This window comes from Methylobacterium sp. FW102-HT35C08 (assembly GCF_058790235.1).
Window position 1 is genome coordinate 4677802 of record NZ_JBYTCL010000002.1, and the last position, 12199, is coordinate 4690000.

The 12199-nt window shown below is 70.8% G+C and carries 11 protein-coding genes (1 of these 11 cut by a window edge); 9 read left to right on the forward strand and 2 right to left on the reverse strand.

Features of this window, described 5'->3' with window-relative positions; translation table 11 throughout:
- Positions 1-91 precede the first annotated feature (91 nt).
- Complete coding sequence (locus AC3WSN_RS22180; RefSeq protein ID WP_492540892.1) at positions 92-1129, forward strand: ribonuclease Z; 1038 nt, start codon at positions 92-94, stop codon at positions 1127-1129.
- Between the two features lie 82 nt (positions 1130-1211).
- Positions 1212-2939, forward strand: coding sequence for an adenylate/guanylate cyclase domain-containing protein (locus AC3WSN_RS22185; RefSeq protein WP_492540894.1), 1728 nt, complete (start codon positions 1212-1214; stop codon positions 2937-2939).
- Between the two features lie 109 nt (positions 2940-3048).
- Here the strand turns inward: AC3WSN_RS22185 and AC3WSN_RS22190 are convergent, their stop codons facing one another.
- Positions 3049-4275, reverse strand: coding sequence for an MFS transporter (locus AC3WSN_RS22190; protein WP_492540896.1), 1227 nt, complete (start codon positions 4273-4275; stop codon positions 3049-3051).
- Between the two features lie 93 nt (positions 4276-4368).
- Between AC3WSN_RS22190 and gcvA the strand changes: the two genes are divergently transcribed.
- Both gcvA and AC3WSN_RS22200 read left to right on the forward strand, forming a co-directional pair.
- Entirely contained in the window at positions 4369-5256 is an 888-nt protein-coding gene (gene gcvA / locus AC3WSN_RS22195; protein WP_492540898.1) for a transcriptional regulator GcvA, read from the forward strand.
- Positions 5257-5454: 198 nt separating this feature from the next.
- On the forward strand, positions 5455-5799 hold the full coding sequence (locus tag AC3WSN_RS22200; RefSeq protein ID WP_492540900.1) for a hypothetical protein: 345 nt from the start codon (positions 5455-5457) through the stop codon (positions 5797-5799).
- A gap of 19 nt (positions 5800-5818) precedes the next feature.
- On the opposite strand, the gene AC3WSN_RS22205 is transcribed toward AC3WSN_RS22200, so the two are convergent.
- Positions 5819-7002, reverse strand: a protein-coding gene (locus tag AC3WSN_RS22205) for an IS3 family transposase (protein ID WP_492539415.1) whose coding sequence is annotated in 2 segments (ribosomal slippage) — positions 5819-6705 and positions 6705-7002 — 1185 coding nt in all. Because the reading frame shifts where the segments join, the coding sequence is not laid out codon by codon here.
- A gap of 62 nt (positions 7003-7064) precedes the next feature.
- Between AC3WSN_RS22205 and AC3WSN_RS22210 the strand changes: the two genes are divergently transcribed.
- From AC3WSN_RS22210 to hemB, 5 genes are all read left to right on the forward strand, one after another.
- Positions 7065-8882: a helicase-related protein gene (locus AC3WSN_RS22210; RefSeq protein ID WP_492540902.1), complete on the forward strand. Its 1818-nt coding sequence runs from the start codon at positions 7065-7067 to the stop codon at positions 8880-8882.
- Positions 8883-9283: 401 nt separating this feature from the next.
- Entirely contained in the window at positions 9284-10102 is an 819-nt protein-coding gene (locus tag AC3WSN_RS22215) for a beta-keto acid cleavage family enzyme (protein ID WP_492540904.1), read from the forward strand.
- Between the two features lie 73 nt (positions 10103-10175).
- A complete protein-coding gene (locus AC3WSN_RS22220; RefSeq protein WP_492540906.1) occupies positions 10176-11003 on the forward strand; it encodes an AraC family transcriptional regulator in 828 nt (275 codons plus the stop codon).
- Between the two features lie 53 nt (positions 11004-11056).
- Positions 11057-11998, forward strand: coding sequence for a DMT family transporter (locus AC3WSN_RS22225; protein ID WP_492540908.1), 942 nt, complete (start codon positions 11057-11059; stop codon positions 11996-11998).
- A protein-coding gene (gene hemB, locus AC3WSN_RS22230) for a porphobilinogen synthase (protein WP_492540910.1) crosses the window boundary here: on the forward strand, positions 11995-12199 show its beginning. It continues 782 nt past the right edge of the window; the window shows 205 of its 987 coding nt (coding positions 1-205); it begins with the start codon at positions 11995-11997; the stop codon falls past the right edge of the window. Before AC3WSN_RS22225 ends, hemB begins: the two co-directional genes overlap by 4 nt.

The following is a 12199-nucleotide window of genomic DNA, read 5'->3' on the forward strand; positions in this document are numbered from 1 at the left end:
CACGGGCGGCTGGCGGGCCCAGGCGGCTGGCCCAGAATAGGGCCGAGGAACGCCGCGCCGAACGGCGACGCCGCGCGGTGCGTTGACGGGCGTGAGCCACCTCGTCCAAGCCCGCCTCGTCAACGACCCGTTCTCGGATCCGGGCCTCTACCTCGATTTCCGCTATACGCGCCGGGCCCTGCTGTTCGATCTCGGGGACGTCGCGGCGCTCTCGGCCCGGGAGCTGATGCGGGTGAGCGACGTCTTCGTCTCGCACGCCCACATGGATCATTTTGCCGGCTTCGATCGCCTGCTGCGGGTGTGCCTGCATCGTCCGCAGCCCCTACGCCTCGTGGGGCCGGAGGGCCTCATCGACCGGGCCGCCAACCGGCTGCACGCCTATACCTGGAACCTGCTCGGCTCCCACTCGCCGGACTTCCGCATCCAGGTCGAGGAGTTCGTCGACGGCCATCTCGCGCGCGGGGCGGCGTTCCGGTCCCGGGAGCAGTTCGCGACGCGCCCGATGCCGCCGTCGGAGCTCGGGCCCGGGCGGGTGCTCGCCGAGGAGGCGTTCCGGATCGAGGCGGCGGAACTCGATCACGGCATCCCGTCGCTCGCCTTCGCGCTGACCGAGCCGGTGCGGGTGAATGTCTGGCAGGGGGCGCTGGAGCGGCTCGGCCTCGCGCCCGGCCCCTGGCTCGGGGCGGCGAAGCAAGCCGCCCGCCGGGGTCTGCCGCCCGAGACCCCCGTGCCGGTGAGCGAGGACCGGACCCTGCCCCTCGGCGACCTCGGCGCGGGGGTGTTCCGCATCGGGCCTGGCCAGAAGGTCGCCTACGTCACCGACACGGCCGACACGCCGGAGAACGCCGCGCGGATCCTCACCCTGGCGGCGGGCGCGGACGAGCTGTTCATCGAGGCGGTGTTCCTGGAGGCCGACCGGGCAGCCGGGACGCGGACCCGGCACCTCACCGCCGCCCGCGCCGGGACGCTGGCCCGGGCGGCGGGCGCGCGGCGGGCGGTGCCGTTCCACCACTCGGCCCGCTACATCGACCGGCCGGATGCCCTCGCCGACGAGTTCCGGGCCGCCTTCGCGGGCGAGACCGGATCGGCGGCCGATATCGGCCGGCAAACAGGGCCCCGAGAGAAATAAATCGGACGCGCCGGAAGTCTTGCTGGTACCAGGGTCGGCGAATTGCGGGCCCACGGCCGATCCGATCGGATCTCCCAGCACGATGCGCACAGCCTCGATCGCGACGCGACAGCTCACCGAGGATTCCGCGAAGGCCCGGCCGGCCACGCCGACCGCGCGGTCCCGGTCGCCCCTGACCCTGCGCCGCCTGCGGCTGGCGAGCGGCCTGATCCTGTTCGCCTACGTGCTCACCCATCTGAGCAATCACGCACTGGGCAACATCTCCCTGGACGCCATGGAGGACGGGCTCAGCCTCGCCTCCGCGCTCTGGCTCAACCCGCTCGGGCTGACGCTGCTCTACGGCGCGCTCCTGGTCCACCTGCTCCTCGGGCTCCAGGCGCTCTACGCCGCCCGCTTCTTCCGCTGGCGGCCCTCCGAGGCCCTGCAGCTCGTCTCCGGCCTGCTGATCCCGCCGCTGCTGATCAGCCACATCGTCGGGACCCGGATCTCCTTCGCCACCGAGGGGCTCGACAAGGGCTATGCGCAGGAACTCTACGCCTTCTGGGTGGCGTCGCCGCCGCTCGGCCTGATGCAGGTCGCCGTCCTGGTCGTCGCCTGGATCCACGGCTGCACGGGGCTGTATTTCTGGCTCCGGCTGAAGCCCGCCTTCGCGCGCGCGGCGCCCTGGCTGCTGGCGCTGGCGGTCCTGGTGCCGGTCCTGGCGCTGCTGGGCTTCGCGCAGAGCGGCCGGATGATCCTGGCCCTGGCGCAGGACCCGGCCTGGCGCGCGGAGGCGCTCAAGCCCGTCCATGTCGGGCTGCCCGATCAGGTGGCGCGGCTCGCCGGCATCCGGGATCGGATGCTCCTGACCTACGCGGCTCTCCTGGGCGCGGTGATCGCGGCGCGGGGCGCGCGCACCTTCGCGGAAGTCAAGCGCGGGACGATCCGGCTCAGCTACCCCGACGGGCGGGTGGTCCGGGTGCCCCGCGGCACCAGCGTCCTGGAGGCGAGCCGGCGCAACCGGATTCCCCATGCCAGCGTCTGCGGCGGCCGCGGCCGGTGCTCGACCTGTCGGATCCGGGTGACGGACGGCAGCGACGGCGCGCCGGCGCCCGGCCGCACCGAGCGGGCGGTGCTGGAGCGCATCGCGGCCGGTCCGGGGGTGCGCCTCGCCTGCCAGTTCCGGCCGGAGACCGACATGGCGGTGGTGCCGCTGCTGCCGCCGCAGCCGCGGATGCGCCAGGCGGACCTGCTCGACCGGGCACAGTCCGGCGAGGAGCGCTTCATCGTGGCGATGTTCGTCGACCTGCGCGGCTCGACCCGGCTCGCCGAGGAGCGTCTGCCCTACGACACGGTGTTCATCATCAACCGCTTCCTCAGCGCGGTCGGCGACGCCGTGCGGGAGGCCGGCGGCTCGACCAACCAGTTCCTCGGCGACGGGCTCCTGGCCTTGTTCGGCCTGGAGACCGAGCCCGAGCAGGCGGCCCGGGACGCGCTGAGGGCGATCGACGGCATCGCCGACGCCGTCGAGACCTTGAACCGGCTGCTGGCGGAGGATCTGGAGCACATCCTGCGCTACGGCGTCGGCGTGCATGCCGGCCCCGCGATCGTCGGCGAGATGGGGGACGCGACCGACGCCCGCTTCACCGCGCTCGGCGACACCGTCAACGTCGCGTCCCGGCTGCAGGGCCTGACCAAGACCCTGGGCTGCGTGGCCGTGGTGTCGGAGGCGGTCTACCGGGCGGCGCGCGTCACGCCGGAGGCGATCCGCGACATCGCGGTGGACGGCCGGTCGGAGGCCGTCCGGGTCAGCACCCTGGGCTGCCTCTGACGCCGTATCCGGAGGGAACGCGCGCCGTCGTTCCGGGGCGCCGCGGGCGAGCCCGGCCTGACGGGTTTGTCGGTCTGAGGCGCGGTCTCGTAGACGCGGATCCCGGGCCTCAAGCCCGTTGCCGCTCCGTCCCGAGACGCGGCGCCAGGGCCAGCATCAGCGGCACAACGGCGAGCGCCGTCCCGGCCGCCGCCACCGCCGCCCAGTGCGGGCCGGCCGCGTCGCCGAGCCGGCCGTAGAGCAGCGGCGCTGCCAGCGCGCTGCCGCCGAGCGTCCAGGTGTAGAACACCGCGAAGGCCCGCTCGACGCGGCCGCCCGGGGCCAGTTCCGGCACCGTGCCGTAGAGCACCGAGGAGGTGCCGTTCAGCATCACGCCGAGCAGCGGCAGCAGGATCAGCCCAGGGGCCAGCGGCAGGACGATCACCGCCAGGATCGCCAGCGCCGTCCCGGTCTCGGTGAGGATCACGGTCCGGGTCACGCCGAGATGCGCCCCGAGGCGCCCGCAGACCGCCTTGCCCAGCGCGCCGCCGACGAAGACCAGGGACAGGGCGAGGCCCACCGTGGTCAGCGCCGCGCCCTTCTCCTGCAGCAGGAACGGCAGGTAGAGCAGGAAGGCCGGCCGGGCGGCGTTGTCGAGCATGCCGATGGCGACGAGCAGCCGGAAGCCGGTGCCGCTGCTCGATCCGCCGGGAGCCCGGGGCGTCGCCGGCTTCGCTGCGGCCCGCACGCCGCGTGACTCGGGCTCACGCGGCAGAAGCCGCCCGACCGCCAGCGCGACCACGATTCCCGCCCCGGCGATCACCCAGAGCGCGTGCCGCCAGCCCGTCAGGGTCAGCAGGAGGCCGACCACGGGCGGGACCGCCGCCTTCCCGAGGTCGCCGGTGAAGTTGTAGGTGCCGAGCGGGCCCCGTGCCCCGGGACCGTAGGCCCGGGCGATCACCGCGGAAGCCAGAGGATGCTGGGTGCTGCTGCCGGCGCCGCCGAGCAGGAGGCCGATCCCGAGCCCGACGAGTCCGCCCGAGGCGCCGGCGATCGCATAGCCGGCCGCGCTGAGCAATGTGCCGAGCACCAGCACGGTGCGGGCGCCCCACGCCTGGGCGAGTCGGCTCGCCGGCATCTGCAGCGCCGCCAGCGCTCCGTTGTAGAGCGAGCGCAGGAACGCCAGGGCCACGTAGTCGAGGCCGAACTCCGCCTGCCAGACCGGCAGCAGCACGTAGATCAGGTCCGTGTAGCCGTCGTGCAGGGCGTGGTTGACCCCGGTGGCCACCAGCGTGCGCCGGGCATCCGGAAGGGACACGGGTTCTGAAGACGCGGTCAGATCGGACGCGACGGACATCCAGCCATCCTTCGTGGTTCCGTCACAGGATGGCCGCCTGGTCCGTGGCTGACAAACGACTTATGCTGACGCACGCGTGAGGAAACCTGACCTGTGCATCGCCGCCTGCCGCCGCTGAACGCTCTGAAGGCCTTCGAAGCGGCCGCCCGGCACGGCAGCTTCACGCGTGCGGCCGACGAGCTGCGGGTCACCCACGGCGCGGTCAGCCGGCACGTGCAGATGCTGGAAGGCTGGCTCGGGCTGCCGCTGTTCGAGCGCCACAACCGGCGCGTGGTCCTCACCGAGGCGGGCAGCGCCTACGCCACCGAGATCGGCGCCGCCCTCGACCGCATCGCCCTGGCCACGGCCCGCCAGGCCGAGCGCGGCCGGCCGCGCCTGCTGCACGTGAATGCGCTCGCCACCTTCACCCTCCGCTGGCTGATCCCGCGCCTGTCCGGTTTCCAGAGGGCCAACCCGTCGATCGAGGTGCGGCTGACGACCTCGAACGTCCCCCTGGCGCAGCTCGCGGACCCGTTCGATGTCGCCATTCGCGGCGGTCCGGATCAGCGCCCGGGCCATCGCGCGGAGCCGTTCCTGTCCGAGCGGCGCATCCCGGTCTGCAGCCCCGCCCTGCTGCGGCGGCTCCCGCTCGAACGGCCCGAGCAGCTCCGGCAGCACACGCTGCTGCACGCGGCAACGCTTCCGCGGGTCTGGCCGGACTGGCTGCGCGCGGCGGGCATCCCGGACCTGGCGCCGCAGGCCACGGTGACGCTGGAGCACTTCTACCTGACCCTGCAGGCCGCCCTCGACGGGCTCGGGGTCGCCATGGGGCCCGAGCGGCTGATCGCCGACGACGTCGCGGCCGGCCGCCTGACCCTGCCCTTCGCGGGCCCGTCTCTGCTGGCACGGAGCTACTACACCTACGTCCCGGAGCCCCGGGCGGAGGATCCGGCGGTGCGGGCCTTCTGCGGCTGGCTCGCCGAGGCGGCCCGGCAACCGTGAGATCCCGTCTTTGCGAGCGCAGCGAAGCAACCCAGTGTCGCGCAACGTTGGGGCCCGTGGCGCTGCTGGCTTGCTTCGCTGCGCTCGCAAGGACGGTTTCGGAGTGGCGTCCGGGCGCGGTTCCGCGCATGGATCGGATCCGGAACGCCCCCGACCGCGTCAGGGTTTGCGTGAGACGCTTCTGCCGAAGGTGACCGCATGGCGCGCAAGCGTCTCCGCCCGACGATCGAGAGCCTGATCGAATCCGTAGGCCGGCTCGGCCTGTCCCCGGACGCGGTCGATCTCGACCGGCTGCTCGCCCATCTCGAGCTGCCCGATTACGGCGCCGAGGTGGAGGACGAGCGCGTCGCCCGCGCGCTCCGCGAGATGCAGGCGGCCCGGGCCTTCGCGGAGACCGGCATTCCGGCGATCCGGAAGGCGATCCCTTCTCTCCGGGCCGTGGTCACCAAGGACCACCGCATCACCTGGCTGATCCGGACCGAGATCCCGCTCCTCGACAACGGCCGCCTGGACCTGCGGCTCGACATGGTGATCCTCCCCTGATTTCGCAGACACGGGGAGATTAGCTCGCGGTCCTCTCGGCTTGCTCGGGCGTGAGATAGCCGAGTGCCGAATGGATGCGTTGCCGATTGTAGTAGCCCTCGATGTAAGCGAACAGGTCGCGTCGGGCGTCGTCCCGGGTTGCCCATCGTCGCTGATGGACGAGTTCGACCTTGAGCGTGTGGAAGAAGCTCTCCATCGGGGCGTTATCGTAGCAGCAAGCCGTGCGGCTCATCGACGGCCTCGCCCCCATGGCGGCGAGCTGCTTCCGGTAGGCCTCGGCTGCGTACTGGCTGCCGCGATCCGAGTGGCAGATGAGCCCGGCGGCCGGTCGCTGCCGCTGGGCGGCCATCATCAGTGCAGCCACGCTCAGCTCGGTGCGCATATGATCGCGCATCGACCAGCCGACGATCTTGCGCGTGGCCAGATCGAGGACGGCGGCCAGGTACAGCCAGCCCTCGCCGGTTGGCAGGTAGGTGATGTCGGCTAGCCAGACCTTGTTTGGCCGCGCGGCCGAGAAGTTCTGCTTCAGGAGGTTCGGGGCGATCGGGAGATCGTGACGGCTGTCGGTCGTGCAGGGCCGGAACCGACGCTCCGCCAGAGCGCGGATGCCGTGCTGGCGCATCAGGCGCTCCACCCGCCCGCGGCTGACGGACCGGCCCTCGGCCCGTAGGGCGGCATGCACGCGCGGCGCACCATAGCGCCGATGATGGGCGGCATGGATACGCCGGACGTCGTCCAGGAGCTGGCGGTTGGAGGCCGAGCGGGCGCTCTCTGGCCGTGTCCGCCAACCGTAAAAGCCGCTGGGTGAGACTCCGAGCACGCGGCACATGAGACGCACCGGCCAGGTCCGCGCATGCTGCTCGATGAAGGCGAAGGTCACTTGGGCATCTCCGCGAAGATGCCGATGGCTTTTTTTAGCACGTCGCGCTCCATGCGCGTGCGGTCGAGCTCTCGCCGCAGCCGGGCGATCTCGGCGGCCTGATCGGACGGCGATGCGATCGGGCTTGGTGGCGAGGCGCCCGTCGATCCTGCCGGCCGCGGCGGGGGTGAGGCCCCGTTCAGCATGGCCCGCCAGTGCCGCAACATCGAGGGCTGGATCCCGAGCTCGGCCGCGACCTGCATCTGCGGCCGGCCGCTGCTCTCCAGAAGGGCGACCGCTTCGCGTTTGAACTCGGGCGTGAACTCTCGTCTCGTCTTTGCCATCCGACACCTTCCCCGCTCAGCATGAGCGTATCAGAGGTGTCCGCGAAGCCGAGGGAGGATCAATGGCCCCCGAGCCGGAGGCGGCTGAGATCCTCGCCCGCATGGCCGCCCGGAACGACCCGGCCCATCGCCTGGAACCCTTACGCGAGGCCGTGGCGCGGACCGCGCTCCAGGCCACCCGTGCTCTGCACAAGCCGGTCGACAAGCTGCGGGCGCAGCTCCTCGTCGACCTGCGCGAGGTCGGGGCGGACGCCGCCGCCTACATCGCCCACATGGACCGCTCGCTCCGGTCCCGGGTCTTCACCTACGGCCCGAAGCTCGCCCGCGGCCTCAACGACACGCTCACGCCGGTGCGTCGGCACGCCAAGGCGGTGGCGCGCGAGGGCTCGCGCCTGCGCCGCCTGCGCGATCAGGTCGGCTTCGGCGCCTATATCGAGCGGTTCACCGCCGCCCGGCGCCTCAACCGGACAATCCTGTTCCACATGGGGCCGACCAATTCCGGCAAGACCTACGCGGCGCTCCAGCACCTGACCGCGGCCGAGACCGGGGCTTACCTCGCGCCGCTCCGGCTCCTGGCACTGGAGAACTACGAGACCCTGCGCGAGCGGGGGCTGCGCGCCGGCATGATCACCGGCGAGGAGGTGCTGGGCGAGGCCAACCCAACCCACACCGCCCGCACCATCGAGACCGCCGACCTGACGCGGCCGATCGACGTGGCGGTGATCGACGAGATCCAGATGCTGTCGGACCCCGACCGCGGCTGGGCCTGGACCAACGCGCTGTTCGGCGTCGCCGCCAAGACCGTGATCGTCTGCGGCTCCGACGACGCGCTGTCCTATGTCCGCCGCGCCGCCGAGGCGGCCAACGAGTCCCTGGAGGTGATCCCCTTCACCCGCAAGTCGCCGCTCCTGCTGCTGGAGGAGCCGGTGCCCCTGGAGAAGGTCGAGGCCGGCGATGCGGTCGTGGCCTTCTCCCGCCGGGCCGTGCACGAGAACCGCGAGATCCTTGTCGCCCGGGGGCACCGGGTGGCGACGATCTACGGCGCCCTGTCGCCGGAGGTCCGCCGGGCCGAGGCCGCCCGTTTCCGCTCCGGCGAGGCCAACGTGCTGGTCACCACCGACGCGATCGGCATGGGGCTCAACCTCGGTCCGCTGAAGCGGATCGTGTTCTCGGCGGTGCGCAAGTGGGACGGGACCGCCGAGCGGGCGCTGACCCATTCCGAGATCCGGCAGATCGCTGGCAGGGCCGGCCGCTACGGCCACCAGGATGTCGGCTACGTGGCGGCGACCGACCCGTACGCCGCCGAGCCGATCCGCACCGCCCTCTCGGGCGCCCCGACGGCGCCGGCGGCCGACACGCGCTTCTTCGTCCGCCCGGATCTCGGGGCGATCCGCTCGGTGGCCGAGGAGATGCGCACGCACAGCCTGCACGAGGTGCTGACCCACTTCGCCCGGGCGACCTTCTACGCCGGCTCGCCGTTCCAGCCCTCGGCCCTGGAGGAGGTGCTCGACGTCGCCCGGATCGTCGACCGGGCACGGCTGCCGATCGAGGAGAAGTTCGCCTTCTCGGTCTGCCCGATCGACCGGCGCGACGAGATCGCCATGGGCCTGCTGGAGCGCTGGTGCCAGGCGCGGGCCACCGGCCTCACGGTCCCGGCTTTGCGCGGCAACCTCGCGGGCGAGCTCGACTACCAAGAGCGGACCGTGAAGCTCGCCAGCGCCTATCTGTGGCTGTCGCGGCGCTTCCCCGAGACTTTCGACGACGTGGACGCCATCCGCCACATGCGCGGGCGGGCCAACGACGCCATCGAGCAGCACCTGCGCGAGACCGCGACCCGCAAGGCGGAGCGCCGGAGCCGGCGGAGTAGCGGGGCGCGGTGAGGCCGGAAGCCCGGCCGCTGAACCTGAGAAACCCGGTTCACACACGGTAGACCGGCTAGTGCCAAGGTCTTCGGCCGCACGAATGCGCGGTGGTCCAATAGTCTGCGCAGCCGCAGAGCTGAATTCGCGTCGCATGTCCCGAGACGCGGCAGCGGTTGCGGCGAAGTGGTCTCATCGAGCATCCGGCTCAGACGTCCGATGCGGAGTGCAAGTGCGCAAGGCCCCTGTGCCGCAGCAAAGCTTTCACCCTGGCTTGTCCGTTCTGAAGCCGAAGATGTCCGACACCGTGACGTCGGACAGAGGCAGGACCGTTATCCTAGGGCGGCTTCTGTGATCGCGGCTCATCGTCGTCAGGGCTCTCACCGCCACGGATGATGTCGCCATCGGCTTCTGGAGGTCGCGTGGACAAGCTCATCATTACAGCTGCCGTCAATGGCGGCGTAACGGATCGCTCAAAGAACCCCAACCTTCCCTATACGCCGGAGGAAATCGCCGACTCAGTCTTCGCATGCTGGAATGCGGGAGCAGCCGTCGCACATATTTACGCCCGAAATCCGGACGGCACGCCGTGCTACGAGGCCAGCACATACGGCGAGATCGTCGAACGGATCCGCGATCGGTGCGACATCATCATCAATCTCAGCACATCCGGCCTGAACCTCCCGAGAGACACAAGCCCCGCCCAGGCCTGGAATCACCTCCCGTTCAGGCCGGAGATCGCCTCGTTCAACTGCGGCTCTGTCAATCACGGAGGAAGGCCGTTCATCAACCCTCCGGAGACCTTTCGCGCTCTCGCAGCCGAGATGCAAGCCTTCGGCGTTAAGCCCGAAATCGAAGTCTACCACGAAGGTGTTATTCAGGAGGCTCATCTTCTGATTACAGAAGGTCTTATCCAAGGCCGGCCGCTTTTCGCGTTCGCCCTCGGCATTCGCGGCGATGCGTCGGCAAGCTGCAAGACCCTGCTTCATTTCGCCGAGAGCATTCCGCGGGACAGCGCGTCGTCCGCTTTGGCAATCGGAGGGTCCCAACTCCCGATCAACCTGCACACCCTGCTTCTCGGCGGCCATGTCAGGACGGGCCTGGAGGACAACGTCTACTTTGCACGCGGGGAGCTGGCGGCGAGCAACGAACAACTTGTCGCGCGTGTCGTAACCATCGCCAGGATCGTCGGGCGCGACATTGCGAGCCCGGCCGAGGCCCGCGCGATTCTCCGTCTGTAAATGATCGACGCGCGGGGATCTTCGGAATGGAGGGTCCTCGTCCAGCGGCTCCTGGCGCGGAGAGAACCGGACCATGGACCTCAAGAGCACCGACCCGCGGGACTATGAAGCATCGCCGCATGGTATCGCGGCGATGCCGAAGGAGTTTCCAGCCAGCTCCCGCGTCCCTCCGCATGTCCATGGACGCGCGCAGCTGATCTACGCGACCTCCGGCGTCATGGAGGTCACGACGGCGGACGGACTATGGCTGCTCCCACCGCAGCGGGCCCTCTGGATGCCGGCCGGGATCGCCCACGCGATGGTTGCCCGTTGCCACGTCTCCCTGCGGACGCTCTACGTCGCCCCGGACGCGTGTCCTGCCGCATTTCCGGACGCACCGCGCCTGGTCCGGGTCTCGGCCCTGCTGCGCGAACTCATCCTCCGGGTCGCCCGGATGCCGCTGGACCGGGAGCCGAGCGAGCACGAGAGGCGCATCGTCGCCCTTCTTGCCTACGAGATCGCCTGGGAGCCCGGCGGGCTCTTCCATCTCCCGATCCCGAAGGACAGGCGCCTGGCCCGGATCTGCCGCAGCCTGATCGATGATCCCGGGGACGGGCGCGACCTGGAAGCATGGGCGGCGGAAGTCGGCGCCTCGTCGCGGACGCTCGCGCGCCTGTTCAGGCGCGAATTCGGGAGCACCTTCCTGATCTGGCGGAAGCAGGTGCGCGCCCTGTCGGCCGTGCCCCGTCTGGCGGCCGGCGAGCCGGTCGGCGTCGTCTCGGCCGATCTGGGCTACGAGACTCCCGGCGCCTTCGCGGCGATGTTCCGGCAGATGATGGGCGCGCGGCCGAGCCGCTACGGTGACCGAGACCGTTCCCGACCGACCGGCGAGGCGGGCCTGACCTTGTCCGATCCGGCCTAGCAAGTGGCCGGAACCGCGACGCAGGCCGGTGTGGCTCCGCCTAGTCTGCGTTCATGCCGCGCGACAAGCCGCCCAATACCTTCCTGTGCCTGGTGCTGCTGTCGACCTTTCTCCAGGGATCGTCCTTCGTGGCCACGAAGGCCGTTCTTCGTGACGTCCAGCCGCTGTGGCTGGCGACGCTCCGCTTCTTCGTCGCTGCACTCTCGCTGGTGCCGGTTCTGCTCCCCCGCCTCCTGCACCCGAACCGTCGGTCGAGTTCGCGCATGCCGTGGCTGCACCTTGCCCTGATCGGCCTGCTGCAGACGACGGGCGTCATGGCGTTTCTCAATATCGGGCTCACCTCTAGCACGGCGCCGATTGCGGCCATCCTGATGGCCAGCAATCCGTTGCTGGTCGCGCTCCTGGCGGGCGTCCTGCTCGACGAGCCCGTGCGCCGGCAGGGCTGGGCAGGTCTCGCATTGTCCTTCGTGGGGGTCGTGCTCTGCATCGGCGTGGAGACGGTGCTCACCGGCGCCATCGGCCGGGGTGAAGTCCTGGTGATGCTCGGGTCGACGTGCTGGGCTCTGGCGACCATCGCCTCGCAGCGCTTCAACCTGTCCATCGATGCCTGGGTTCTGGCCTTCTGGCAGATGGTGTTCGGGACGGCGGGTCTCGCGCTCGTCGCCCTGATCCGCGGAGACCCGTTCTCCCTGCCGGCCAGCCCGACGGCGTGGCTCTGCTTCCTGTGGCTCGCGATTCCCGCCTCGACGGGCGCGATGGGCCTGTGGTTCGCGGCCCTGCGGCGAGGTGGAGCGGTTCGCACCAGCGGTTTTCTGTTCCTGTGCCCCCTCTTCGCGGCCGTGATCGCGTTCGTCCTGCAGGGCGAGCGGGTGTCGTGGCATCAGAGTCTCGGCGGCCTGCTGATCGCGGCCGGCATCGGTCTCGTCACGACCGCGCGCGCAGCGGCGGCTCCCGCCAGCGGGACTTCGGCGGTTTCTCTCGGAGCCGAGCGATGAAAGCCGGCTTCCCGCAGCGGCGACAGCGCCGGCTCCGCCGATCGCCGATCACGCGCCGCCTCGTCCGCGAGACCCACCTCTCAGCCGACGATCTCATCGCCCCGATCTTCGTCGAAGAGGCGCTGGACGATGTCACACCGATCCCATCGATGCCCGGTATCTCCCGCATACCGGAGCACGCCCTCGCCCGCGAGATCACGG